Consider the following 24,528-nt stretch of genomic DNA (forward strand, 5'->3'; position numbering starts at 1 on the left):
AGATTAGAACTTATTCTTCATGCATCAGGATTGCGTGAAGCGAAGCAGGTTTATTCGGCAACTTACAGGAGTATCCCTATGTTTAAAATGACTTTAAAAACAGCCTTAATTTTAACTTTACCTGTATTCAGTATGAATGTGCAGTCCGGGCCAAGCAAAGAATTTTTAGCTAATCAGTGCTATGAGCTTTCTCGAGTGATTGTCTCTTTGGCGGACAACCAAGAGAAAAAAGTCTGCATTAATAAACTCTATATGGCTTCAGTACAAATGAGTTCTGCAGCTTATTTAATTATGCAAGACTCTTCTGATGTGGCAAAAGAGCTTTTGAATAATGCAGTAGCTGCCTTGCAATATGCCGAGCTATTGAGCTGCAAGCAATACATTCAAATTTCACATTCTAAATTTGAAGCCCATAAGATTAAAACATTATTATAAAAATAAGCCTGCTCCTCGGGTATTCATTACAGACTTGAGGAGTTGGGTAGCAGGAGCCAGGACGTGTACTCATTTTTAAAAAATAGTTTATTCATCCTTATCATCTTTATATTAGGTATTGCTGTTGGCAGCTATTACCACGGATCAATTCAAGAGTTAATGAATAGGGTGTGGGTAGACAAAGGACAAGAAGAAAAAACTCCAGAACTCCACTTTTGTCCGCCCGCAGCAGAAGTTGTAAAACATCAATACAACGCTGAAGCATTCCAAATCGGGACATTACATTGGCAAATGGATTATCAAGAATGGAAGGCGCCGGATGATGTAGGATTCATGCAAGCGCTGATAAACCCAAACAATAATCTGGTTTGCTATTATCATTGGCCAAATCCAAAAGAGAAGGGCACCTACCTCTGGATGACCATTCACTTATCACCCTCAGTGAATCAAATCGTCAAACCTTATGGAGCCTATTGGGCTAAAGAAGAAAAGCAAATGTTGTGTACCGCAGGAATTGATGCCTGTGCGTTTACTCTTTCAGAAAGTTCAAAGCGAATCATTCCGCAACAATAAATGAAGCCAAAGCGCTTTGTAGCCCGGATTAGCGAAGCGTAATCCGGGGACGGAGTACCTCAGAGCATCGCGGCGCACAATCCAGGCTACAAAGAAAACGATAAACTGATAAACCCTTGTTATTTTCCCCAGACTTCGCTATCATTTCCCACCTAATCGGGGCGTAGCGCAGCCTGGTAGCGTACTAGCATGGGGTGCTAGTGGTCGAAGGTTCAAATCCTTCCGTCCCGACCAGTTAAATCAATGAGTTACGCAAAATTTAATTTTCTAATAAATTTATTTGGTACCAATTTTGGTACCTGTCTCTAGGTCAAATCGTGATAAATAAAACTCTTCACTGTTCTGAAGAACTCATTTCTGAATTATCCAGTTTGCAGCAGAAAGATTTTATTTTTCGCGGCCATTCCAGTGGTTTATATCGTTTAGAGCCAAGTGCATTTAGAAATGATATCTTAAAAAAGCATGCTGACATTTTTCCCTCAAAAGAAATCTCAAAGCAGTGGCGCTCTTCTAAAGAGGTCAATCAAGTTATAAAGTTTTGGGGGCAAGGTATCCCTGAGCAAATTATTTCTAGAGTTTTTAATTATATAATGCACCTAATGCACTATAATTTTGCATTACATACTGTTTATTTATCAAAAAAAGACGGGAAAAATATCAACGATAGCAGACTACTTTCAATATTTCCAAAAGATTATTGGGCTCAGGAGGATACTTTTGTTCGTTTTTTTCAATATATTTGTATGGGACTTCCATATAGGTGGGATGAGCACGGAAAAATACTACAAAAACCTTCTTATTTAGAGGAAGTAACTGGTTTTGATGAAACACTGCCACAGCATTACCAATTTAAGACCGCTTTGATAGATTGGTCATACAATCCGTTGGTGGCTATATACTTTTCCTTGGGTAGTAGCTTGGTGGAAACAAAGAAAACTGAAAGAGGGTTCTACATAGAATCCAGTATTCCAAGCAATCCTAGCCATCTATCTATCTACGCATATCGGCAAGTCACTTTTGAAAATGCTGCAGTAAAAATTGAGCCTGCCATGCAAGAAAAAAACAACATGAGACTACAAAATCAAGAGGGAACGTTCACTAGATTTACAAATCCTCTCAAGTTCTATCTAGAGTACGGTTATTTTCCCACCATTGAGGAACTATATAAGAAAAATAGAGCTGTTTCTCAAATATCATTTGAATTGGTACGATATAATTTGGAACGAACCTTAGCTAACTTAAAGGGTTTGAAGATGCATATTGAACTTCATGGCATTAATGAATTCTTATTGTTTCCTGATCCTGAGGTCACTTGGGCATATTAAGGTAGGTAAGATTATAAAGCTGTTCTTTTTGGATAAAGACAAATGGATGAAATAAAACAGCAAGGTAGAGCTTTTACTCTTCCCCATTGTATTTTATCTGACGCATTTTTTGGTTTTAATCTCTAAATAAAGCTTTTCAAATTTGATGTAGAATCCAGGATCTTTTGTTTTGCGTCTATAAGCTATATAGATACTGAAAATATCATAAAAGTAAATGATGGAATTACCTATTAATTCGCTAACCTCTTCTGTTGTTATGGCTTCTCTAGAGTGTAGATAGCCAATAGTTTCAAGAAAATCCAAGAAGTTTAATAACTTAATAAATTGCTCTATTTGGGTTTCATCGTCATTTAAATCCATGATAGCTTGAGCAATGATAGGTTTTATTTGCTGATTTTCATATTGAGGGTATAATTTTTTGGCATCAAGATATAATTTATGAATGACCTCTCTAGCTCTAATTATTTCAGGACTTGCCCATCGCTCATCAATTCTTAATAAATAGTTTATTCTTGATTGTTCAATTGCCTCTTGAGTTTTTAAATAAGCCAATAATATCAAAACAGTAGAAAAGAAAAGCGCCAACACAGAATAAAGTAAATTAGATTCAAAATTTTGATGTTCATTTAAGTGTAGGCAGTAATAACCACAGATAAAAATTATTCCAAGGATGATGAACAATATAAATGACGACCATATTGGATGATTTTTAATAAGCTTCATTATCGTGTTCCAAGATAATTTATTTAATTTTGTATCGTCATTTTGCTAATTATCTTGATTTTTCTAAAGAGCAAGCAAACAGTACTAATTATCTAAAATTTTCAACAGCAAGATTGATGAAGTATGTTGACTCAACTTACACTTGCTTCTTTTCAAATTTTGAGACACTATTCATAAAATATTTGTTCTATAATTAATTAAAGAAAATATTTTGAGCAAAGGGAACTGATATGACAACAAGTCGTAAAGTTGCTAAAAAAGCCTCAAAGGAATTAAAAAATCCTAAGTCAACTAAAAATGAAAAATCAGTTGCTGCAAGCGATTTATCTCAGTCAAAAAAGAAAAAGAAACCCTCAAAAAAATAGTGAATTAGTAAATGATTTTTCTTATATTCTTAGCTTAAAATGAAAGGCATCGAGCAACTATGTTAAAAGGGAAAGATAAGTCTACTGGGTGGGAATTAGGTTATTTGGTTTCTGTTATAGCAATATTAGGAGCTATATATCTTTGTTTTAAGGTTTATTACGATGTTCAACAGCTAATTGATAAGTCCGGAAACCAACAAGCAGAAATAGAACAGTTACAAAGAAAAGTTAAAGAGCTTTCTAGTATAAATAGTAATCTAGTTAATCAAATAAATTTACCTTATAGCGATAAAAAAACGTTTATAGACGAATTAAAGAAAATAGATATTGACTGGTATGTTTATACTAATGAAGGCAATACTAAAAATGAAACCCTTGTGCCTAATTCAAGGAAATGATGTTTTGAATGTACTTATCTGATTATGTTAAAAAATAACCAATCAACCCAAACAAAAGTCCAGCTGGAATACATAATGCTGAAAAATAACCAATCCTAATAATATGTCGAATGTCAGTCCCAGTGAATTCATTTACTTTTTGATAAACAATTTTATTTGAGAAATATTCTTTTAGGTTATTCTGGTATTGCATGTAACTATCATAAGAGTTTTTGAAGTCTAAAAATGTCACCAACAACGCAGACAGTAATCCCAACAAAAAAATTATTAGGGTTATATAAAGTAAAGTTTTCGCACAATAATTAGTTTTTTTTATATATGCTAAAACAGTTACTACCCCACCAGCGTTCAGTAAAAAAAGTGTTTTAAGGCTTCTTTCTACAGACCCTAAGTATAAACTTTTTAAATTTTCTTCTTGCCTAAAGACTAGATATAAAATTTGATTTCGTTGGGTCGAATTTAAATTATCATACTGACAAAGGAAAATATTTTGATTTTCTTGCATATTTCTCTCCAGTTTAAACTGGTCACTTAACTGAGTTGGTTAGATCCATAAAACCAAATCATAATATATCCTTAAATTGTCAGATAAAGTATATGTGGTGAACAATTTTAATCTCTCTTAGCATAGAAAATCAGATCGAGATAAAAAGTGTCTGTAATGGCCAAGAACAACTAAAAAATATTTTATCAATCACAAACATGCAATTAGCTGCACTTAAAGATTTTATAATTTATAAATTCTAAGAAAAGGCTAAAGACAAAATAAATTTCAATAAAAAATGAGATAACACACAGACCTATCGCATCATAAAAATATGCATTATATCCATCTGATTAATAACAATTTTTTAACAAAACGCATGAGATAAATAGCAAAAAATTGCGGTGAATGTATGATGAATTAGGTGATGCACGAAAGAGCTAGTGTTTATCTGGGATAAATATAACTCCTGCATCATTTATTCATCATGAGTTCACCATGAAAAAAACACCAATGGGGTCAGGCCTTGAATTGCAGAACACCAATGGGGTCAGGCCTTGAATTGTGAATTTCAATTGAAGATTGATGAATCTATTGACGCTTGGAATGGAATGAATTAAAAACATGTCAAGGAAAAGATAATTAATAGTCCAACATGGCAAGATCGCTACCACTTATGGGGTCAGGCCTTGAATCGCACTTATGGGGTCAGGCCTTGAATCGTGAATCAACTTTTAATTGAAAATTCACAATTCAAGGCCTGACCCTCTAAGTCAGTACAGGTATTTAACATTCATAGTTTTGAAGATTTAGAAGAGAAATTTAAAAAGACAACTTATACTCTCAAAAAAACAGTTTTAAATTATGAGTTTGCTGGAGTCACACCTCCGGGAATAAAGTTTGTTGCTTTTATGTGTAAGAAATCTTGTATAAAAATTAACAATACAAGTAATTCCCCAAATCCTCATTACTTATTTTCTATAGGCTCACGTAGTGTATGTGGAATGCTTTTAGAAAACCCTTATTTAAAGGGAGATGATTCTTATTATTTAATGATAACTTGCGAACCTACAAATTTTGGAGTCGAAAAAGACAATTCTTCATTATTATTTTTAGGTGGATTTGATATTCCTGATATTTCGCTAAACCATGCATGTGATACGGAATATCTGTCTTTAATTTACCCTGCGGGAGAGCCCTATTTATCATTATTAGAAAAAATTGGAACAGTTGATTTCACTCCTCCCTTTTTGTAGAGAAGGGGAAGGTCCAGTCCCTCCCTGTTAATCCAGTGTATATTTGTAAAGTGTAGGCTAAACAATGAGTGATTCTTATTTCTTTAATTGTCTGTTGATATTTGCATGCCACAATTAGGGCATGAATATCTATATCCGCTCCTAAATAAAAAATAAAGAACCCCAGGTAATAAAAAAAACATGCATAATATTAATCCAACAATAATACTACCCCTTGCTTCTTTTTTTGGTTTTCCTATATAACCGCAATTAACATTTGGGCAAATCATTTGATTCATATATCCCTCTCTTGTTTTTAATATACCTAGCTACATATTTTCTTCATTCATGTTTAGTAAGGCGTACTTAGGCTGGGGTCAATTCTTGACTTTGCTCTTCTTGCACTTATGGGGTCATCACTTATGGGGTCAGGCCTTGAATCGTGAATCAACTTTTAATTGAAAATTCACAATTCAAGGCCTGACCCTCTAAGTCAGTAGTAATTTCTTCTCAATAAGGCCGGCTTAATATCAATTGGCACTGCGAAACACAAGCATTATTCTGTTGAAAACAGGCTATATCCATAGATTGCCACTCGGCGCGATTTCTAGCTAAATTTCTTGATTGAGCAAAACAGCTTTCTCTGTTGGCATAGCACTGCTTGTTACAAGTTTCATATTCCTTATTTTTATAGTTATTAATATCCGTTTGAGAAGTCATAGCGTGGATTGTTGGTAAATAGGCGCCACAAAGTAATATTACAAAAAATAAGTTATACCATTTAACCATTATTGAGTTCCTTCTATATAAATGGCTATTTTATTGTTACTACTAATATCTTAGACTATTTGTAAAAAATATGTATTAAATTACAAATCTGAGACGAATCCAAATTAGACTCAAACACATATAGGGTCAGGCCTTGAATTATGAATCAACTTTTAATTGAAAATTCACAATTCAAGGCCTGACCCTCTAAGTCATTTTGAACAATTTAAATTGGGTGCGTGATGCTGGGCTTTTCAGCCCAGTCTACACTTGCTAGATAATGGTTAGAGCAATTTTGGACCATATCAAAATTGAAAAGTAGGTTTATATACTTTTTATGGATTGTGGTTTTTCGCTTTCCTCAAGATCTTGCATCAGTTGATTCAGTTTTTTATCGGTCTCGCAGCGAAAGGTTTCTAACTTGACAATGAGCTTGTTGTCGAAAGAATCTTTAACGATAAAGTCGTCAATGCGACTCATGTAACCACTAACAAAATGAGTGAACCCCAATCCTTGCGGGAGATATTGATCTGGATCGAAGCTTGGGTCCTCTGTATCTAAACTTAACTCTTCAATTAGCTTTTCTAAATCGAGCATATCAGGTTTGTCTGGTGATTCGTGGTAAAAGGGTATGGAATACTCATGCTCAGCTTTTTCAGCAAATTGATGAGGATAAAGTGCTTTAGCTAACTCAAGATGCAGCAAGCTTTGCAAAAAGCCAATAACTTTGATAGAGAAAAATCTAACTTGATCATTGCCCATCCCTTGATGGTCTTTAATATTAACAATGTCAGATTTGCCGAGAGCAATCCGATATGCTTCTTCCAAGAGAAGAGCAGGATCCATAGCCTTTTCTAAGAAAACTGGATTTTTAGATAGTATTATATCTTTTAGTTTGATAAGTTCTTCCGTAACATTTGCATCGTTGTATTGCATGAGGTTGGCTTCATGTTTACAGCACGTGCATGTTTTTAGCGCATTAACTAACGGTTTAAACAACCCTTCGTGAATCATTTTTATAGTGAACGCTTGTTGTTTTTCCAGGGCGATATCAGCTTCTCTTAATTGTTTTGATGCTTCTTCTTTGCCATTGGCCTTACTTATTGGGATGTTGTTAAAATAAGGAAGCAAGAACTCAACCATCTGACGCTGACGTCGAACATACGCTATTTTGAGAGGAGCGTCAGCATAGAACACTTGCCATGTTTTTTGGCTTTGTACGGCTTTGGATGTTACATTCACTTGCACATGTTGAGGCAACAACAAAGTAGGATTGGCATCTAATATTTTTTTGGCGGACTCTATGTCATTGTCGATTACAGCTTGAACAAGATTAAGATAGCCAATTTCATTAGACTCCGCTCTAAAAAGCCCAAATGACGTGCTGGTCAGTGCTAGGCCAGCTAAGCTTTTGGCGTCATGGAGGTGACTACGTATGTATAATTTCATTTCATCGGGTAGTTGACTGAACTTATCTTCTGATCTTGATGGCTTTCTTCTTTTCATCTTATTTGGCTAATGTGATTCAATTTGATTTTGCATTTTATATTAACTACTACAGTAATTACTAGACTTATGGTGCAAATATTGATCATTTCTTGATTTTCGCATCATTTCTGTAAGGCCGGCATAATACTTTAATATCAAAATCCACCTTCAACTCCTCCACCCCGTCCTCCTATTTGCACCTATGGGGGTCAGGCCTTGAATCGTGAATCAACTTTTAATTGAAAATTCACAATTCAAGGCCTGACCCTCTAAGTCATTGCGAAATCTGGTGCTGCTTTTAAAAAATATAATTGATGACTTTGATTCACTATATATGAATAACATTTCCTAATGTTTGCTGATATTCTTAAAAATAAATCCAGTTTTGTATTAGCCGATTTCTTTGACCATGATAAGATGAAAGCCTTCTTGAAAGTGTCAATAGCCGTTAGGTTATCTCTTCTAATTTTTATCAGGAGCCATGATGATTCTGGATCATGTTGGAATAACTGTTTCTAATTATGAGAAATCCAAACAATTTTATACTCGGATTTTAACGCCTCTTGGCATCAAGGTTATTACTGAACAGGATGGATGGGTTGGATTGGGCAAAAATGGGAAACCTGAGTTTTGGTTTGGTCCAGGCAAAGATACAAAGTATTTTTCACATGTTGCGTTTATAGCGGAAACAAAAGCTGCTGTTGATCTTTTTTACAAAATAGCGATTGACGAAGGTGCCGTATGTAACGGAAAACCAAGCCTAAGACATGATTATTATCCTGGATATTATGGTGCTTTTATTATTGATCCTGATGGTCATTATATAGGTGCTATTATTCATAATTCATAACTTGGTTTTCGTAAAAATGTTGGGCTTGACCCATCATTAGGCCAAGCAAGCTGTGAAAATATCCGCCATTAATTTATCGTTGCTTTTTAGTCAACAATATTGGCTCTATACACCAAGGTATCCGCAGGTTGACGGTATAAGTAATTGCAAATCGCATCAAAATAGCACATGCACCAATGGGGTCAGGCCTTGAATTATGAATCAACTTTTAATTGAAAATTCACAATTTAAGGCCTGACCCTCAAAGTCGTGCTCAAAGTCGTGTAGTTTTTGTTCACTGAAACAACAAACTTCATTTTGAGTTCACTTCAATTAGGAAACATATTTGGTACCAAGTAGTTGGGCAATAACATGCAGCGAGTTATTAAAAAAATAATATTTTGTGAGTCTGCAAATAGTTCCTAAAGTAAATGGAAAACGTATAAATACTAATTTGAACTATACTCTAACTCAAGCATTGAATTTATAGGGAACTATTGATTTGAATAAATTTAAAATAATTAATAATGATGAATTGGAGAATTTCAAAAATATATGCAGTGATGAAGGTTATGACCCGGACGAATTTGAATTTAATGAACATAGTATTCAAATTCCTGACACATTCGGCTCAATTCATGGAAAAGTAACGATATCCAGAAAAGGTAAAAGCAAAACCTATGAAACAGGAAATGACAGTAGTTGGCACGCTGACTTTGAAAAGGATTTAAAAAATAATTTATTTAATTGAACAGAATTTGATGCGAGCAAAAAATTATAAAGAGAAATTATGGACAATCCAGAATATAAGATTCTTCTTAAAGAAAATTCTGAGAAAAAAAATGGATATTTTTGGTCATTACAAGAAGAAAATAAAGGAAAAACCATTGAGGGGTTAACTCCTTGGAAAGTTTATTTAAGCTTTTCTCTGAAAGAACTTCTCCTTTATAATTGGATAGATATATGCACTTCTTTTGATGAAGAAACCAGTATAGATAAGGAAGAAACCGAAGAAAGTGGCGTTATTCATGCAACATTGAATCTCGAGGATTGTATTAGTATCGAACCTTTTAAAAGTGGACGCAAACTTTTAATGTTTGGTACTAACAGCAAAATAAATGATTTTTACCTTCGTATAAATATAACTAAAAACTCAAATGAAATTGCGATAGGTACTGTTGAAGGATCTACAAGGGATTCAGAAGCATCTAAAGATTTTAGTGGCTCTATTAGTATTCGTCTTTTTTTAAAACCAAAACAATTTAATTATATATCTGATCTTATAAAAAATAATCGTTTGGAAAGGTTAGAATTAGTATTAGATGAACCGCAAGGGTTCTATTCATCAGCAAATTCAGATTTCATTAAGGTATTAACTAATTCAAAAGAGCATGAAATAATTATTCCAGACAATTGTAAAATAAACCCTCCACGATTGAGTAAAACTTATTTTTCAATAAGGGCTATCCGTCAGGATAAGATAACGGAAGAGCATGAAGAAAACAACCTACTTGATGATAGAAATGAGAATATCCAAGAATACAAACAGATTATTGAAAAAATATTGAAGAAGCTAGATCGAATTGAAAATGTATTGGCGTTCCCACTATGGATGATTTTTGTATTTTTAGGTTTTCTTCTATTCTTCAAGTAAAAATCGACTCTCTAAAGTCGAATTCGTTGGCCGAGAGAGTGGGATAGAACAGTTAAGAAAACCCCCGTTTTATCTACATGCCAAAACTACGTCATTGACTTACTTTTATTTAAGTTATATACTTTATTCATCAAAGAAAAATAAGAATAGCAATGATTTTTATTGAAACTCCAATTTTTACAGAAGACGTGAAAGAATTATTATCTGATGACGAGTATGCTGAGTTTCAAGAGTATCTTGCTGATAATCCTTTAGCTGGCGACGTGATTCAGCAAACCGGCGGACTACGGAAAGTTCGATGGTCATCTCAAGGCAAAGGAAAGCGAGGCGGTGTTAGAATTATTTATTATTATGTAACTCCTGCTTCACAAATAAGACTCTTACTTATTTATAAAAAAGGTATTCAAGATGATCTGACTGCAGATCAAAAGAAAATTTTACGACAATTAAATGAACGGTGGTAATCATGGATAAAAAATTATTTGAACGATTGTACGAAAGTATGATTCAGATGAACGAAATTATTGATGGTGAGCGCGTTCCTTCACGAGAGTTTGTTGTAGATGCTCTTCATGTAAAAGAGATAAGAAAAAAAACGGGATTAACTCAAGAAAAATTTTGTCATTTAATTGATGTGAATATTGGAACTTTAAGAAATTGGGAGCAAGGAAGGAGGGAGCCAACAGGTCCCGCAAAAGCACTTCTTCGCGCAATAAATAAAGATCCTGAGCATGTATTGGCGGCATTAGCTAGTTGAAAATGTATTTTACACCAATGGGGTCAGGCCTTGAATTGTGAATTTCAATTGAAGTTTGATGAATCTATTGACGCTTGGAATGGAATGAATTAAAAACATGTCAAGGAAAAGATAATTAATAGTCCAACATGGCAAGATCGCTACGAATAGAGTTTCCAGGAGCGTTGTATCATATCACCTCAAGAGGAGATGGTCAGGAACGTATCTACATTTCAGAGGAAGATAGGAATTTATTTTTAAACACATTTTCTGAGGTATGTTTCAGATGTACTTGGGTTTGTTACGCATACTGTCTCATGGATAATCATTACCATCTGTTAATAGAGACTCCAGCTGGAAATTTAAGTAAAGGGATGCAATTACTTAATGGTCTGTATACTCAAAGATTTAATCGAACCCACAATCGTGTGGGGCACGTTTTTCAAGGGCGATTCAAAGCAATATTAGTTGATAAAGAGAGTTATTTGCTTGAGTTAGCAAGATACATTGTATTAAATCCTGTACGCGCAAACATGGTTACTTCACCCCATGAATGGAAATGGAGTAGCTATCTCGCTACGACGTTAAAAGAGTCGAACCCCAATTGGTTGCATACAGATAAAATTCTTTGTTTATTTAGTGACGATGTGGCCGTGGCCATTGATAAATATCGAGAATTTGTAATTGAAGGAATAACGCGTAAGTCACCATGGAGTGATTTAAAAAAACAAATTTACCTGGGAAATGATGAGTTTATTAATGAGATGTTGAAGAAAATCGACCCTCAAATGAATCTAATAGATATCCCGAAAACCCAGTATGAAGCAGAAAGTTACACTTTAAAAGAGATAGAGCAAAAGACCAGTACAAGAAATGAAGGAATTCAAGTTGCGTACAAAAGTGGTCAATTTAGTTTAAAAGAAATTGGGGACTATTTTTGCTTGCATTATTCCAGTGTGAGTAAAATAGTCAAAAAATTACGACCATAGTTTTGAAAATTCACAATTCAAGGCCTGACCCTCTGAATATTACGGACTTCGCAGCGCATTTTAATCAAAAAATGAACTAGTTGCTGATAAATAGTGTATAATTTTACTATTTGATTCTAGAGAATAAGCACTAATGTTAGAGAAAGATTTACAAAACGCCCTAAAAAGACCCGAGGAATTTGAGCGAATTATAACGTCCATCCGTGACCTACGATGCGCCGCAGAACAATTTCCAAATTATGCTGATGAGTTAATTCGCCATGTGATACATGATCCTGAAGAATTTAATCGACTTATAGAAAATAACTATCAGCTCCGAGAGATTGCAAGACAATTTCCAAACCATGCTGATGAGTTAATCCGCCATGTATTAAATAGCCCTGAAGGATATAGACGACTTATAGAGCATAATATTGGATTTCGACTGGTCGCAGAACAGTTTCCACACCATGCAGAAGAGTTAATTAGTCGCGTTTTAAACGACTCTGACGAATTTAAGCGACTTATAGAGAACAACTCTGACCTCCGAGAAACTGCGGAACAATTCCCGAACCACGCTGAGGAATTAATTGAGCGAGTATTAAATGACCCTGAAGAATTTAAGCGGCTTATAGTGAATAACTATTGCCTTCAATTAACTGCGGAACAATTCCCGAACCATGCTGAAATATTAGGAAAAGAATCTCTGGAAGAAGCGCTATTGGCTTTAATCGAAGTATTAAGACAAAAGGACTTAAAGGAGTTGGGAAAAAATGCAAGAATCATGGGGCTTTTTAGAAGCAGGGAGACCACTACATTGCAAGAATTACCCCCGGAAATTGCTCAAAAGATTATCAAGGATACCAGAAGTTCAAGTCATATAAGTGATGAAGAGGCAGAAAAGAAAATTGAGGAAGAATATAATAACGGAGCTAGCAAAGCGTTGACGAAATGACAGATGTACTTTCTCTTCATTTGAATCAAGCTAAAAAAAATCCTTTGCTCCTCTGGGGCAGGTCTTGAACTTTGAATATAAAAATTTTTATTTGAGTTGAGTGCAATTCAAAATTCAAGGCCTGACCCCGAGGTACTGTGACCCCGAGGTACTGATAACCAGTTACCGTATTTTATCAAAATTATTAAATGCTTGTTTAACAGCATCAAGGCAATTGAGTATTTTGGGTTGACCGACATAAAGCGTCAGGAGCATTAGCATTTCAATGATTTCGGCTTTAGTCACACCTTGTAGCAAACAGTTTTCGGTATGCAAAGCAACTTCAAATTGAACCGTGTTGTCCGTTATAATCGATGCCAAAACCATAAGCTCTTTTTCACGCAGACTAAGTGTTGGTGTTTTTTTCCTGCCAAATTTCATGGATACCTTGACGTACAATAATATCGGCTAAATCGGGTGAGAAACTCTCAATATCCTTGAGCAAATCCATTGCTTTAGGAAGATAACGCTTCTTAATCGCCTCAATACCGCTCTCATAATCCTTTGACAAAGATTCCTTTTTCATACGGATATTCCTTTTAAAGATTGAAGGTAATATGTTACTGCTTTATTGAACTTCAAACTATAGTTGATTAAATTTAACAGGATAGGGCACTAAATAGGACCATTTAAATTTAATCAATGGTGGCAGATTTTTTGCTTCATTCCAAATTCACATTGCCGCTCCGCAATAAGGATTATGGGTGTCACATAACAAAGGACTCGTGAAATTTATATATTTAGTAATTTAGCAGCATTTAAGTAACTTATTTTCATTTTATCTTCATCAGCCAATTGTAGTGAATCCAACCATTGGCTTGCCTTCAAGTTATCTTCATAAGGATAGTCAACTGAGAACATGATTCTATCTACGCTAACTGTAGCAATTGCATGCATCAAAGATGGGGTATCAAAAAAACCACTTGTTGTTAAGAATATATTAGAATTCAGGTACTCTGTAATTGTCTTATTGCATTGCAATTTTTCAAGCCAACCTTCTTCTTCTAGTCGATGATCGAGTCGCCAAGCCCAAAATGCTAACATTTCCCCCATGTGTCCAATGATGATTTTAAGGTTTTGATACCTATCAAAAAGCCCTGACAGCATTAAGCGCAAAACATGTTCGGCCGTTTCAATATGAAATCCCCATGTTGAGCCATGTAATGCTTGATATGGTGAATAAGTAGCTACTCTTCCCTCAGGAATCCCTCTGGGGTGAATATAAACTGGGATGTTGTTATCATTAATGTAGCCCCAAAATTCGTCATAAGCATTGTCATCCAGGTATTTTGCAGAGGTATAGCCACTGCTATCATATCCATTAATTAGGCAGCCAACGATTTCTTGAACACCTTTGAGGCGTTCAAGCTCATTGATTGCAAGCTCTGGGGCGTAAGTAGGTATGCAGGCAAAGGCACGAAATCTACTTGGGGATTGAGTGACACAGTCTATTAAATAGTCATTCCACTTTTGGGCGCAAGATTCCAGTTGTGATGCTAGAGCTAATGATTGTAGCCCTGGAGTTGTTACGGAGAGTACTGATAAATCAATCCCTGCTTCATCCATACTATCAATTCTTAGCTTATGTATATCTTTTAGACGAACTAAGTTTTGACTAAACTCGGGATGGCTTTTGTGTTCTAAAATGAAGTCTCGTCCAGGAACAACAATAGCTTCTTCTAATGCAATTTTTTTCATCGCGAACCTAGTTCATCCATTAATATAGATAAGTCTAGTATATTATTTCTCGAAATGTTTGGCGTGCCAAAACTCTACACACCATTTGGATCAGGCCTACGCTTGCTTCATGATGGTGGGGTAAACTTAAGTTACACCATTTGTCTTATAATCAGTTGTCCTGTCTTTATTCTTGGGGAATTACTTTTTGTTTCGCTCGTTTCTCTGATAACAAAATTGCAAAAAATATCATTAAAGCACCAATGAAAAATTGGACAGTTAATTGCTCATGCAAATAAATTGCGGCAGTTATTGTTGCAAATACAGGTTCAAGAGAAAAAATAATTGCTGCTTTAGTCGAGCTAACATATTTTTGGAATTGGAGTTGCAGCAAAAAAGCAAAAATTGAAGCAAAGATACTGCAAAATAAAATAGCAACCCAAACATTACTTTGTAAGGGAATAGCAAGTTTTGTAGTAAATAAGCTGGCCACTCCTGCTAAGATACAAACAAAAATTGCTTGAATGAAAGTTAAGGAGATTGGTTGGTGAATCCGAGAGGCTTTGCCAGCGAATAAGATATAACCTGCAAAACAAAAGGCACACAATAAAACCCAGAGATCACCTTGATTAAATGTAAATCCATCAGCAAGCGTAATGAACCCAACACCAACCAAGGCAATTAAAGCGGCACTAATTACATAGATGGAAGGCCATTGTTTATTAAGGAACGACTCGAAAAGGGCAACTAATATAACTGACAGTCCAGTGATAAAACTCGCAGTCGAGGCAGCGGTGTAGCGTAAGCCGATGGTCTGGAATATCACTGTGCCAGCCAATAAGAGACCTAAAAATGTGCCATAAAATAGAGTTTGCTGATTGAACTTTATTTTTTGCCAAAAAATAAGGAGTAATAAGACGCTAGCAATACCAAAACGCCAAAACAAAAAATTAAATGGGGTTAGTGTTGCAACCGCATCCTTAATAAATGCAAAGGTCATTCCCCAAAACATTGTGGCTAAAAAGATTGCTCCAGTACCCAAGATAGATTTATTTGTATTCATAGTATTTAATACTCTTTTGTATGCTCGCAAATGCCGATGGGTATAAATTGGATCATTTTGACTTTTGTTGCAGTGAGTGGGCTGAAATACTGCTATTTTAATGATGGAATCAAAATGAAAAATTACCTATCGCTTTTTTTATTTTCTCACTATTCCCAATAATATCGAATGCTTTAACCATTGATCAGGTATCAATGGGGGCAGGCCCTTGAATTATGAATCAACTTTTAATTGAAAATTCACAATTCAAGGCCTGACCCTACATGTGTGATAGACACACCCGTTAATAGCAGGAATAATACGCTCAGCCAGTGCGGCATCATGACACACTGCCTGCTCTGGTGATTTTTCTTATTATCGTCAAAGCAACCATAATAGCCACACTAAGCGCCGCTGTCTGCAGGATCTCAAACGGCCATAAATTGTGTGAAGTGGGATCTGCTGAGACATCGATGAGAAGCCGCAACACGACAAATGCCATGAGTGCTGCCGGTACAAACGCAGCAATACGCCACCCTCCCTTCCATTTCCATATACCCAGTAAGGGTGTAATAATTCCCAGAATACCAATTGCTAACGTACTGAGCATGAAAATAAAGGCCAGCACCATGTCACCAAAAGATACCGGTGTATTCATCAGCCTCTTATAATTTTCTTTCTGCGCTGCAGCATCGAGTGCTCTCAATTGTGTTACCCAATCAGGCTTGATTTGAACTGTATTTTGTTGGTCGCTGCCGGTGACTTGTACGGGATAGGTAGCGACAACGGGAGTTTCTCCTAAAGAACCATCCCCTGCAAGGATTCTAACCTCGTCTACCTGCTCCCCAGGTTTGAACAGGAAAAACCAGCCAAGTGCCTCTCCGCTGCCCGGTGGGTAGAGACGGGAAGGATTACTCCCTGCAGATACCTCTTTACCCTGAAAATAGGGTCTGACCCAAATTTTAACGGGTTGGTCGGACTCATAGTGCAAGTGGAGATAAAAGTTCTGGTCTTTACCCAAGGTAACCACATTTCCAGGCGGATCAGTATCGATTACTTCTACCGTAGTTTTAGCAAACACATGAGTAGAAAAAGTCAGCCAAAATCCTAGAAATAAAAATAGAATCCCGACTAGCCTGTTGATACCAAATTCTCTTGCAATTCGTCGTTTCATCACACTCAGCTCTCCTACTGATAGGACTAGTCAAAAAACTCCATTTAAGGGCAGGGTGTAAAATGAATAAAATTTATGAGCATTACACCTCCACATTGGACAGTTGAATTGAGTCCCGGCTAAATCCTTGGTCTGCAAAACAAATGTTTCTGAACAAGCTTAAACTAAATTAACCTCCTTTTTCTATAGTGCATATAGGGTCATCACAAAGGTCAGGCCTTGAATTATGAATCAACTTTTAATTGAAAATTCACAATTCAAGGCCTGACCCTCTAAGTCCTAATTGAAAATTCACAATTCAAGGCCTGACCCTCTAAGTCCTAAGTCTTTAAGTCTTTAAATTTCTTTCCTAAGTCGAGACAGATTCAGTAATGCCCACTCTGCGCAACCAGCGTATTGTTCTAATCCAATGTTGAGCGATATAAGCTTGGTGTACTCAGTTAAAACTCCATTGATGCGAGATGTTTAGGCAGTATTAGCGTTTGACTAAACGGTGCTTTGGAGGCCTCATTTGCTTTTTGGGCCTCGAATGCTTCTCTTTGCACCTGGATATCCTGTTTAATATAATTAATTGGCTGTTCGTCACTATCATAGTTTACTTTAATTTCAGAATAGTCCAGCTCTAATTTTTCTTGGATTACGAACAAGATACGATATAGATCGCCGTCTTCGGCAAGATGTTTCTTACCCAAATTTTTTTTAAGTTTCTGCAGTAAATCGATTACCTTTGCCTTAGGTGAGGGTTCAAAGTCTACTTGAAGTATAGATCCATAGCATTCATCAAAGCTTTGGTTGTGCACACTAGCCAGCGCATTTTGTACTTCATCGCCATGGTTAGTTGCCCATCTGAATGAAAAAAAAACGTCCTATGGAGCCGCCCCAGACATAGGGTCGGCAAAATATTGATGAATATGCTCCAGAGTATTTAAATAGCAATTTTTTGGCTATCTCAAACGCGTCATTTTCTTTTTCTAATCTCTTCCATACAGTGCGCCAATATTGAATCGATTGACCTGACATTTTTCACCTTGACTATCAATTTTGAGCACAAATTGTACGGTTAAATTAAAAAATTGTCAAATGTGGCCGCGCGGGGCGAATTGCATTATGTTAATGGGGTCAGGCCTTGAATTGAAATTTAAGACCTGACCCCCTAATTCCTCCTTCAATCAATCAATTGGTAAACCTTCAAACTTAGCTAGAAGCTAATTTTGAAGTGACACAACACTATTACTAATGGTTTCGGAGGAGATCTCACTCGCGGTTTTATCTTTTAAAAACATTAACCGGTCTATTTGAGATCCTGGGTGTACAAAAGAGAGTAAATGTGCTTCTACCTCCTCTGGCTTAACCTTTAAGAGAGGGCTTCGAAATAATTGAAAGAAACCTTCTCTGGTATTTGCTACAGAGGAAGCATGTAGCATTAAGGATTTAAATTCTGGGCTCATTACCTCGGTTTTACCATCGTTTAGAATTAAGCATAGAGGATGAGTAGGATTGTTTCTTAAATCTTTTAAATAGCGAAGACTAGTGCCTTGAGGAGTCTCTTGTAAACGAGTAAGAACTTTACCTTTGCAGTAGGCACTTAGAATGCCAATAGTTAGAGAGGAGAAAGATTGCCCTGTAATTAGGTCATCCCAAAGTAATTCCATTAACTCTTCAGCTATTTTTTTCGAATCAATAGAGCTAAGCTTTTTCTCAATTACAGGATCTGATTTCCCACATCTTTTTGCCTTTTCATAAACCGAAATCGCTTTTGCTAAATTGAAAATCCCCCATTTTGTTTGAGAGTATATCTCAGCAGCTCTCAACATGGCTTGTGGATTTCCTAATTGAATTGCTTTTTCCAGAAGTATAAGTGCCTCTGAAAGCAACATATCAAATTGAGGTTTATTATTTTTGTACTTATTGTTGGCTGTATTTATGTTTATAATAGCTTTCATAAACATCGCATCTGCATCTTCTAATTCAATCGCTTGTTCTAAAAGCTTAAAACCATCAAGCTGATCAGCCTTGCTTACCTCAGTATTGGAGTCTTCTAGGAGCATGGTAGCGTACATAACCATCGCTTTTGTATTGCCAAGTTCGATAGCTTCAACAAGAAGAGTCAGCCTAATATCTGGATCAGGGGTACATAAAGCAGATAAATATTTAGCATTGGGATTGCTACTCGCTTGCAGCTCCATTTTACTAAAATTTTTTGGCACGTCATCATCAAAGAGTAACTCTAAAAACAAATCATGATTTGTATAATCTCCTTCTAATATTTGGCTAATAATAAGTTCCCATAATTGATCTGAGTTATAGTCAGATTTTTTCAGTATCATATCGATTCTCAGTGATTAATAAAAAGGAATGTAATTTAAATTTTCTGAATTACTTTTGTAAAGATAAATGTTAACTGAGATGGTATTTTAATTTGGCCTGGAAAAAACATAACATAAAACAAATTGGAATATAGGTGTCACAAAGAGGCCTAGTGTGAGAGATAATTAAATATTATTTTAATCATGTGGTTAGCCTGAGTCGCCTCGATTTTCGGACGAGATCTTTGAATTCCCAGAAGACCAATTGAGCGAGTGTAGCCTGTATTGGACGAAGTCGTAATACAGGATCTACTCCATCAAGCAATCTTCTTTCATGTAAATCTGAAATAATCATCTCGCTTAAGGAAGCAAAGCAAAATTCAAGACCTGACCCTATTGTTTTAATTTATAAATTTTAAGGTTTTTTTAAGCTTTACTTGTTATATTTGGTCCTGTTTTTATTCTATAACTAAGCCAAGGGACTAAGTAATGACCATTATAAAAAAAACAGCCGTATACCTTATGTGTTTCTGTTCTATGCCAGCCTTGGCCAGCTCCACAAATACAAGCTTATATGAAAAGATATACCAACTGTCCGCTAAGTTATGGTACGTTGAAACCTCATTAAATGAGGAACAAAAAAGAATGGTAGATACCTTGGCTAATCAAATTGATATGATCATCACTCTGCCTAATGAAGCAAGTTGTGGTACGCAACTCGAAGTATTTCAAGAAGCGAACAAATGGGCCTATAGCTCTAATGGTTTAGATTTGACTGCTTCAGAGGCAGAACAATTTGCTGGCCAGGTAAGCCAAAAATTTTGTCCTGCAGCATACCTTAAGGTATTTAAATCATCCTTTGAATTTGCTTACAAATCGACGGGACTTGATAAAACAAGATCTGAAGCACGCAAATTCGCGACGACAATGAGCGATTATGAAGCATCAAAATATTACTCCAAAAACAGCTTACAATGCTTTATTGACAATTATAACTATGCATACTCCAGCAGCGGCATGAATAAAACACGTACTGAGGCGATTAATTTTGCTAATCAGCAATGCCTCATCTAGAAAATATCTGACCACCAGTTTCGCTCTACGTTACTGGATTGTAGCGTTTAAAAAGGGTTACAGTTGCTGCCCTCCTACTCTGACAGGTTTCATTATTTCGTCCATTGCAGGGTTGGCCGTCAGGGCGGCACGGATTTTTTGAAAATCGCAACAGCTTGCTTTGGCAAATGCCTTGATGATGTCATCAGCATTCTGATTGTAATTATTGTCCTTGTTTTCAGCTATTTTTCTTTTGATTTCAATAATGGCATTGCTGATGTTTTCTTCTTTTGAAGGGTCGATATTCATCACAATGTCTCGTATGGTCTTGATCATCGCTGGAACGGATCTATCGGGATTTCTCAGCAATTCATCATTCTTTAATACCGTGTAGACCGCGAAGATATTTTCTTCTCTTTCATTCACAGGTATCTTCATGATACTGATAGTCACTTTATTTTTACTGGGTATAGTAAGGCTTTCTTGTTTGCTATCTTTGGGTTCAAACTGGACTATTCTTTCTGGTTTCCCTTTTTTTGTTTCAGCAACTTGTTTTGCCGCTTGTTCACGGTGTTCAATTGCTTTTTTGTCCTCATTTTTACCGCTTGCGAAAAAATCCCCCGATATTTTCTTAGCGGGTAAAGCATTTTCATCATAGGAAACCTTGCTTTTAGTATTATGTAACCAAGTTTTATCGCACTTTATTGTCACTTCACAACCAGCTAATTTAACTGCTTCCTCGTAATCGCCTGGTGCTTGAATGGTTTTAACATTAGCTGCGAAATTCGATTTAGTTAATTTTTCAGGAGAAAATGCCGCAAGTTCCTCATCAGTATAAGGAGAGGCCCATTAGGTTCTTTATGAACTAAAAAGGCTTCAATAGCTTCACAAAAAGAATTAATACTGGCTTCACAGGTATTATGTCTTCTTTTATTTCGATCGTTGGTGTCTTTAATGGCAAATGGATACCTTTTCGCATCCATTTCTGTTGCACCCTCATATCCTAAGTTATAGGTTTCTTGATGTATTTTAATTTCTTCCTGGACGTATTTAATTAACTTTTTACTTAATTGTTTAATATCTTCATCAGTAAAATTGTCGATTTTTAATTGCCTGGTATATTCAGCAATTAAATCTTCAATTGAAAGTAGTGTTTTTTGTTTCTCTTTTGCCACACTGCTAGGCGTACGATGAGAAGAATGTTTTAATTCCATTTCATTAAAATTTACATGATCCAATAATCGTAACTCAAGACATTGATTCAAAAGCGATTTTATAAATTCAGTTTGAGTTGCTTTATCCTTTTTTAACTGAGATACAAAGTTTCTTTCAAAAGGAGTGAGAACGCCTTTTATTGTATTTCCAATTTTTTCGGCACTAATGTCTTTTAATATGATTGGTTCAACATCTTGCTTAGCATAGGCGGCAAGCATCTTTTGGATAGCTACTCGTAAAATGGGATGACGGGGAACAACCCCAAAAGCATCATTATTTCCATCCACTTCTAAAGGTAATGGCAGTTTCATCAAATTAGCCAGATAGATCCTCTCTTTCGGGAAATTTTGTTGTCGGATATGGCCAATCATACCTAACGGCGGTTTGTCTGGCACAAGTCTTGTATCCCTATCAATCGCAGGAAGTAAATCAGTATCCAGGTAGTATCCTCCATAGTAATACAGGCTACAATATCGAATTAAATCACTAACGGCAGCCAAATTGCGATTTCCAATTGACTCTCTTAATAAGTTATATAAATAGGCATTTGTCTCTTTATCAGGGAAAATAGGGTCATTTTTAAGCTTGTCCAGCAATTCATTGATATTTTTTATTTTAATATGGAAGTTTCTCGCCTGCATGTGGATATCTAAAGTTTCTGCAGACAGAGGCACTTTTGAATCGGATTGGTGAGCTGATTGCTGATGTTCATTTTCAACTGTATTATTTTTTTTCCTGCTCGAATTATATTTATTCGGAAGCGACTTTAAATCTGCACGTCTTAGTGGTTTATTAATGTATTCTTCATTATCGGTCCAAATAATGGTTTCTTCAAAACCACTGCGAAAAGCAGCTGCCGATATCCCTAGTACGGTTGACAAATACTCAGGCTTAATTTCACCACCCACCCAGACATATTGAAACATCGGTGGAATGCTATTTGATGAAGTTATATTCCTGTCATGCTCTTTTTTCATAACAAATGATCTAAAACTATACATTTAGTAAGTATAATATATTTCTCAAGAAGCAAAGTGTTTCTCTTAATATCGGTAAATTTAGAATAAAATTTTTCTCGGAAACTTTATTTCTTTTCCAAAGCACATTTAAATCAACTTAAAAGCTTGTTCTGCAAATAAAATCTATGAACGTTATAAAAAAATGGGTTGAATAATATCTCGGTTCTTCCTAAATTCAAAAACTATGAAACCGTGCCTATCTTGGTGAATTTTATGCCGTACAACATAAACGAGTTATCATCAATGGGGACAGACTCGATTGGTTATTTCAGAATTTATTTAGGGTCTGGTGACATGTCAACAAACCCTGCAATGTATCCGATTTAAAGTATCAATGAATCGAGTCTGACGAGCGAGTACCTCATAAGTCAATCAGATATCTGTAGCATCAGTTTGACCCTAGAAATTCTCTCAATCTGCACACCCTATATTCAATATCAATATTGTGATTCAAATTTGGCGAACTGCTCTTCCAATTTCCATTGAAGTTTCGCTTTGGGGTTAAGATTAAGAAAGTTCTGGCACGTGGGCGTTGGCTGATCTGTTACTGATTTAATCAGGGTACATTCCCCATTCATTAAGGTGTATTGAGAATTTTGCCAAAGATTATCGCCGGGTAAAAAAGCAAAATACAGACTGTTTCGTGCTAACTTTTTTAGAGTGAGATAAGAAAGCTGTTGCTCTTCCGCAGCACGCTCGAATTGACGCGTTAAAGGTTCACGGCTTATTCCTTCATCATCAGTTGATAAACTTACAGGCACACCATTTTTTAAATATAAAGCCAAGGGATGATCTTTCCCTTTGATGCCTAAAATATAATCGTTACTGCTTAAATTGACTTCAACCATCACTTCTTTTTGTGCCATTTTATTTATTAATTCGGATGCATGATGTTCATATTCAATATCCACACCATGTCCAATTCGTTCTGCAGAAGCAGTTTCTACCGCTTCATAAATATGAAATGTAAGTCCTTCTGGTGCTACTAATTCAGGATTAAGTTCACCAGCATGTAGCGAAATATGGACATTAGGATAGAGTTGATGCAAAAAAGCCACCATTTGCATATGTAATCGATAGTCGCGCATTGCAATCGTACCATCTTCTGCTTGAACCAAATTAATGCCTACAATACGTGAATCTTGTGAAGCCGCTTCAAATCCCGCGAGTAATTGTGCAAAAACCATCTCTGGAGGTTGTTCCCTACGAACTTGATACAAATAACGAACTGTGATCTGACAACCTGCTTGTTCGTTATTCGTGCCGCATTGTTGTAATTCATTCTTTTTCGCTTCGTCCTTGTCCAAATTCTGGGAAATATGAGTCACTATTTGGTCAAAATTAGCACTTAATAATTGATTGCGCAGATTTTCTAAATTAGGATCCCACCCCTGTCGCTTCCCGAGTGCACTGGCTTCATTCCCATCGGGTGTCGTCATGATTTCTAAATAGAGTTCGTTTTGGGCCGCCGCGCGCTCAGTCATTTCAGCTAAAATTTCCCCTCCGTGCATTTTGGTAATGAGGCTAAATTTTCCAAAAGCATTAAAAAAATGATCATGTCCTGATTCATTGTTTATTTTGTCGAAATCGCACATCGACCATGCGTCAATCAAAGAATGGTATAATTTTTTATTCGCTATGGCGGTCATTAAATAATCTTCTGTATTGCATGAAGGATTGATAGACACCGACAAATTGTTTGTATCAATACATAAATTATCCATCTCTGCATAATGAATTAAATTTTCAGCGAATGATGAGCCGCTCGCGTGCATATGCAGATCTCCCCCTTTAGGCATATTCGTTAAAAATTTTTTTAATGTACTGGGAGTTGCTTTAATGGAGTCAAAATAAGCTTGAGTATTTTCTTCAGGGCTTGCGTACGCAATTTGGATTATTAATAAACAGAACAAACAAAGAAACTTATTCATATTAAGGTCAATATGTTTAAAATGAGGCCTATTTTTGCATGATAAAATCATTTGGTCAAATAAATTTGTTTAAAAAGGAAATAGGAAAATACACTGGGGTTGCTGTAGGGCCTCATGAGTTTACTTCACCAGCAAA

General features: G+C 35.9%; 27 protein-coding genes, 1 tRNA gene and 1 pseudogene. 15 read left to right on the top strand and 14 right to left on the bottom strand.

Going from position 1 to position 24,528, the window contains the following annotated elements; all coding sequences use genetic code 11:
• Positions 1-78: 78 nt before the first annotated feature.
• From EL022_RS06705 to EL022_RS06720, 4 genes are all read left to right on the top strand, one after another.
• The gene (locus tag EL022_RS06705) at positions 79-435 is read left to right on the top strand and encodes a hypothetical protein (RefSeq protein ID WP_028381131.1); all 357 of its coding nucleotides are present in this window, start codon (positions 79-81) and stop codon (positions 433-435) included.
• A gap of 63 nt (positions 436-498) precedes the next feature.
• On the top strand, positions 499-1,008 hold the full coding sequence (locus EL022_RS06710) for a hypothetical protein (protein WP_028381130.1): 510 nt from the start codon (positions 499-501) through the stop codon (positions 1,006-1,008).
• 157 nt (positions 1,009-1,165) lie between these two features.
• Positions 1,166-1,242: transfer RNA gene (locus EL022_RS06715), tRNA-Pro, on the top strand.
• A gap of 83 nt (positions 1,243-1,325) precedes the next feature.
• On the top strand, positions 1,326-2,333 hold the full coding sequence (locus tag EL022_RS06720) for an FRG domain-containing protein (protein ID WP_028381129.1): 1,008 nt from the start codon (positions 1,326-1,328) through the stop codon (positions 2,331-2,333).
• A 93-nt stretch (positions 2,334-2,426) separates the two neighbouring features.
• Here the strand turns inward: EL022_RS06720 and EL022_RS06725 are convergent, their stop codons facing one another.
• Positions 2,427-3,056, bottom strand: a complete 630-nt coding sequence (locus tag EL022_RS06725; protein WP_028381128.1) for a DUF4760 domain-containing protein — start codon at positions 3,054-3,056, stop codon at positions 2,427-2,429.
• 230 nt (positions 3,057-3,286) lie between these two features.
• On the opposite strand from EL022_RS06725, the gene EL022_RS16590 reads away from it, so the two are divergent.
• On the top strand, positions 3,287-3,421 hold the full coding sequence (locus EL022_RS16590; protein ID WP_277873328.1) for a hypothetical protein: 135 nt from the start codon (positions 3,287-3,289) through the stop codon (positions 3,419-3,421).
• Between the two features lie 59 nt (positions 3,422-3,480).
• The gene (locus EL022_RS06730) at positions 3,481-3,819 is read left to right on the top strand and encodes a hypothetical protein (protein ID WP_028381127.1); all 339 of its coding nucleotides are present in this window, start codon (positions 3,481-3,483) and stop codon (positions 3,817-3,819) included.
• Positions 3,820-3,841: 22 nt separating this feature from the next.
• Here EL022_RS06730 and EL022_RS06735 read toward each other — a convergent pair whose 3' ends face one another.
• Positions 3,842-4,324, bottom strand: a complete 483-nt coding sequence (locus EL022_RS06735) for a hypothetical protein (protein WP_028381126.1) — start codon at positions 4,322-4,324, stop codon at positions 3,842-3,844.
• A 983-nt stretch (positions 4,325-5,307) separates the two neighbouring features.
• Between EL022_RS06735 and EL022_RS06740 the strand changes: the two genes are divergently transcribed.
• Positions 5,308-5,559, top strand: a complete 252-nt coding sequence (locus tag EL022_RS06740; RefSeq protein WP_126325126.1) for a hypothetical protein — start codon at positions 5,308-5,310, stop codon at positions 5,557-5,559.
• Positions 5,560-6,048: 489 nt separating this feature from the next.
• On the opposite strand, the gene EL022_RS06745 is transcribed toward EL022_RS06740, so the two are convergent.
• Together EL022_RS06745 and EL022_RS06750 are read right to left on the bottom strand one after the other, a co-directional pair.
• Positions 6,049-6,327: a hypothetical protein gene (locus EL022_RS06745; RefSeq protein WP_028381124.1), complete on the bottom strand. Its 279-nt coding sequence runs from the start codon at positions 6,325-6,327 to the stop codon at positions 6,049-6,051.
• A 303-nt stretch (positions 6,328-6,630) separates the two neighbouring features.
• The gene (locus EL022_RS06750) at positions 6,631-7,812 is read right to left on the bottom strand and encodes a hypothetical protein (protein WP_028381123.1); all 1,182 of its coding nucleotides are present in this window, start codon (positions 7,810-7,812) and stop codon (positions 6,631-6,633) included.
• A gap of 463 nt (positions 7,813-8,275) precedes the next feature.
• Here EL022_RS06750 and EL022_RS06755 point away from each other — a divergent pair, with 463 nt between their 5' ends.
• From EL022_RS06755 to EL022_RS06785, 7 genes are all read left to right on the top strand, one after another.
• Positions 8,276-8,644 carry a VOC family protein gene (locus tag EL022_RS06755; RefSeq protein WP_241972258.1) on the top strand — a complete coding sequence of 123 codons (369 nt, stop codon included), beginning with the start codon at positions 8,276-8,278 and terminating at the stop codon, positions 8,642-8,644.
• A 481-nt stretch (positions 8,645-9,125) separates the two neighbouring features.
• The gene (locus EL022_RS06760; RefSeq protein WP_241972259.1) at positions 9,126-9,374 is read left to right on the top strand and encodes a hypothetical protein; all 249 of its coding nucleotides are present in this window, start codon (positions 9,126-9,128) and stop codon (positions 9,372-9,374) included.
• Between the two features lie 39 nt (positions 9,375-9,413).
• Positions 9,414-10,277 carry a hypothetical protein gene (locus EL022_RS06765; RefSeq protein ID WP_028381120.1) on the top strand — a complete coding sequence of 288 codons (864 nt, stop codon included), beginning with the start codon at positions 9,414-9,416 and terminating at the stop codon, positions 10,275-10,277.
• A gap of 152 nt (positions 10,278-10,429) precedes the next feature.
• The gene (locus EL022_RS06770) at positions 10,430-10,741 is read left to right on the top strand and encodes a hypothetical protein (RefSeq protein WP_028381119.1); all 312 of its coding nucleotides are present in this window, start codon (positions 10,430-10,432) and stop codon (positions 10,739-10,741) included.
• A gap of 2 nt (positions 10,742-10,743) precedes the next feature.
• Positions 10,744-11,034 (top strand): helix-turn-helix domain-containing protein, encoded by a 291-nt coding sequence (locus EL022_RS06775; RefSeq protein WP_028381118.1) that lies wholly within the window; start codon positions 10,744-10,746, stop codon positions 11,032-11,034.
• A 128-nt stretch (positions 11,035-11,162) separates the two neighbouring features.
• Complete coding sequence (locus EL022_RS06780) at positions 11,163-12,002, top strand: REP-associated tyrosine transposase (protein ID WP_028381117.1); 840 nt, start codon at positions 11,163-11,165, stop codon at positions 12,000-12,002.
• 133 nt (positions 12,003-12,135) lie between these two features.
• Positions 12,136-12,936 (top strand): nucleotidyl transferase family protein, encoded by an 801-nt coding sequence (locus EL022_RS06785; protein WP_028381116.1) that lies wholly within the window; start codon positions 12,136-12,138, stop codon positions 12,934-12,936.
• A 162-nt stretch (positions 12,937-13,098) separates the two neighbouring features.
• Here EL022_RS06785 and EL022_RS06790 read toward each other — a convergent pair whose 3' ends face one another.
• From EL022_RS06790 to EL022_RS06820, 7 genes are all read right to left on the bottom strand, one after another.
• A complete protein-coding gene (locus tag EL022_RS06790; RefSeq protein ID WP_126325128.1) occupies positions 13,099-13,356 on the bottom strand; it encodes a carboxymuconolactone decarboxylase family protein in 258 nt (85 codons plus the stop codon).
• Positions 13,322-13,501 (bottom strand): hypothetical protein, encoded by a 180-nt coding sequence (locus EL022_RS06795; protein WP_126325130.1) that lies wholly within the window; start codon positions 13,499-13,501, stop codon positions 13,322-13,324. The genes EL022_RS06790 and EL022_RS06795 overlap by 35 nt, the downstream gene beginning before the upstream one ends.
• A gap of 206 nt (positions 13,502-13,707) precedes the next feature.
• Positions 13,708-14,673, bottom strand: a complete 966-nt coding sequence (locus EL022_RS06800; protein WP_028381114.1) for an amidohydrolase family protein — start codon at positions 14,671-14,673, stop codon at positions 13,708-13,710.
• Positions 14,674-14,839: 166 nt separating this feature from the next.
• Positions 14,840-15,715 carry a DMT family transporter gene (locus EL022_RS06805; RefSeq protein WP_028381113.1) on the bottom strand — a complete coding sequence of 292 codons (876 nt, stop codon included), beginning with the start codon at positions 15,713-15,715 and terminating at the stop codon, positions 14,840-14,842.
• A 319-nt stretch (positions 15,716-16,034) separates the two neighbouring features.
• Positions 16,035-16,868, bottom strand: coding sequence for a hypothetical protein (locus EL022_RS06810; RefSeq protein ID WP_028381112.1), 834 nt, complete (start codon positions 16,866-16,868; stop codon positions 16,035-16,037).
• Between the two features lie 440 nt (positions 16,869-17,308).
• On the bottom strand, positions 17,309-17,668 hold the full coding sequence (locus EL022_RS06815) for a hypothetical protein (protein ID WP_126325132.1): 360 nt from the start codon (positions 17,666-17,668) through the stop codon (positions 17,309-17,311).
• A gap of 405 nt (positions 17,669-18,073) precedes the next feature.
• A complete protein-coding gene (locus tag EL022_RS06820; protein ID WP_028381110.1) occupies positions 18,074-19,195 on the bottom strand; it encodes a tetratricopeptide repeat protein in 1,122 nt (373 codons plus the stop codon).
• A gap of 468 nt (positions 19,196-19,663) precedes the next feature.
• Here EL022_RS06820 and EL022_RS06825 point away from each other — a divergent pair, with 468 nt between their 5' ends.
• Positions 19,664-20,248, top strand: a complete 585-nt coding sequence (locus EL022_RS06825; RefSeq protein WP_028381109.1) for a hypothetical protein — start codon at positions 19,664-19,666, stop codon at positions 20,246-20,248.
• 57 nt (positions 20,249-20,305) lie between these two features.
• Here EL022_RS06825 and EL022_RS16770 read toward each other — a convergent pair.
• The 3 genes and pseudogenes from EL022_RS16770 to EL022_RS06835 form a co-directional block, all read right to left on the bottom strand.
• A pseudogene (locus EL022_RS16770) lies at positions 20,306-20,722 on the bottom strand (TcdA/TcdB catalytic glycosyltransferase domain-containing protein); the annotation flags it as partial.
• A gap of 299 nt (positions 20,723-21,021) precedes the next feature.
• A complete protein-coding gene (locus EL022_RS16325) occupies positions 21,022-22,419 on the bottom strand; it encodes a TcdA/TcdB catalytic glycosyltransferase domain-containing protein (RefSeq protein WP_241972261.1) in 1,398 nt (465 codons plus the stop codon).
• A gap of 479 nt (positions 22,420-22,898) precedes the next feature.
• On the bottom strand, positions 22,899-24,392 hold the full coding sequence (locus EL022_RS06835) for an adenosine deaminase family protein (protein ID WP_028381108.1): 1,494 nt from the start codon (positions 24,390-24,392) through the stop codon (positions 22,899-22,901).
• Positions 24,393-24,528: the final 136 nt, after the last annotated feature.

Origin of the sequence: Legionella cherrii, assembly GCF_900635815.1 — a bacterium.
Lineage (GTDB): Bacteria > Pseudomonadota > Gammaproteobacteria > Legionellales > Legionellaceae > Legionella > Legionella cherrii.

Coding starts and splice junctions, on each gene's coding strand:
- EL022_RS06705 (WP_028381131.1), top strand. CDS start 79: ATGTTTAAAATGACTTTAAAAACAGCCTTAATTTTAACTTTACCTGTA.
- EL022_RS06725 (WP_028381128.1), bottom strand. CDS start 3,056: ATGAAGCTTATTAAAAATCATCCAATATGGTCGTCATTTATATTGTTC.
- EL022_RS16590 (WP_277873328.1), top strand. CDS start 3,287: ATGACAACAAGTCGTAAAGTTGCTAAAAAAGCCTCAAAGGAATTAAAA.
- EL022_RS06730 (WP_028381127.1), top strand. CDS start 3,481: ATGTTAAAAGGGAAAGATAAGTCTACTGGGTGGGAATTAGGTTATTTG.
- EL022_RS06735 (WP_028381126.1), bottom strand. CDS start 4,324: ATGCAAGAAAATCAAAATATTTTCCTTTGTCAGTATGATAATTTAAAT.
- EL022_RS06740 (WP_126325126.1), top strand. CDS start 5,308: ATGCTTTTAGAAAACCCTTATTTAAAGGGAGATGATTCTTATTATTTA.
- EL022_RS06745 (WP_028381124.1), bottom strand. CDS start 6,327: ATGGTTAAATGGTATAACTTATTTTTTGTAATATTACTTTGTGGCGCC.
- EL022_RS06750 (WP_028381123.1), bottom strand. CDS start 7,812: ATGAAAAGAAGAAAGCCATCAAGATCAGAAGATAAGTTCAGTCAACTA.
- EL022_RS06755 (WP_241972258.1), top strand. CDS start 8,276: ATGATGATTCTGGATCATGTTGGAATAACTGTTTCTAATTATGAGAAA.
- EL022_RS06765 (WP_028381120.1), top strand. CDS start 9,414: ATGGACAATCCAGAATATAAGATTCTTCTTAAAGAAAATTCTGAGAAA.
- EL022_RS06770 (WP_028381119.1), top strand. CDS start 10,430: ATGATTTTTATTGAAACTCCAATTTTTACAGAAGACGTGAAAGAATTA.
- EL022_RS06775 (WP_028381118.1), top strand. CDS start 10,744: ATGGATAAAAAATTATTTGAACGATTGTACGAAAGTATGATTCAGATG.
- EL022_RS06780 (WP_028381117.1), top strand. CDS start 11,163: ATGGCAAGATCGCTACGAATAGAGTTTCCAGGAGCGTTGTATCATATC.
- EL022_RS06785 (WP_028381116.1), top strand. CDS start 12,136: ATGTTAGAGAAAGATTTACAAAACGCCCTAAAAAGACCCGAGGAATTT.
- EL022_RS06790 (WP_126325128.1), bottom strand. CDS start 13,356: ATGAAATTTGGCAGGAAAAAAACACCAACACTTAGTCTGCGTGAAAAA.
- EL022_RS06795 (WP_126325130.1), bottom strand. CDS start 13,501: ATGAAAAAGGAATCTTTGTCAAAGGATTATGAGAGCGGTATTGAGGCG.
- EL022_RS06800 (WP_028381114.1), bottom strand. CDS start 14,673: ATGAAAAAAATTGCATTAGAAGAAGCTATTGTTGTTCCTGGACGAGAC.
- EL022_RS06805 (WP_028381113.1), bottom strand. CDS start 15,715: ATGAATACAAATAAATCTATCTTGGGTACTGGAGCAATCTTTTTAGCC.
- EL022_RS06810 (WP_028381112.1), bottom strand. CDS start 16,868: ATGAAACGACGAATTGCAAGAGAATTTGGTATCAACAGGCTAGTCGGG.
- EL022_RS06820 (WP_028381110.1), bottom strand. CDS start 19,195: ATGATACTGAAAAAATCTGACTATAACTCAGATCAATTATGGGAACTT.
- EL022_RS06825 (WP_028381109.1), top strand. CDS start 19,664: ATGACCATTATAAAAAAAACAGCCGTATACCTTATGTGTTTCTGTTCT.
- EL022_RS16325 (WP_241972261.1), bottom strand. CDS start 22,419: ATGAAAAAAGAGCATGACAGGAATATAACTTCATCAAATAGCATTCCA.
- EL022_RS06835 (WP_028381108.1), bottom strand. CDS start 24,392: ATGAATAAGTTTCTTTGTTTGTTCTGTTTATTAATAATCCAAATTGCG.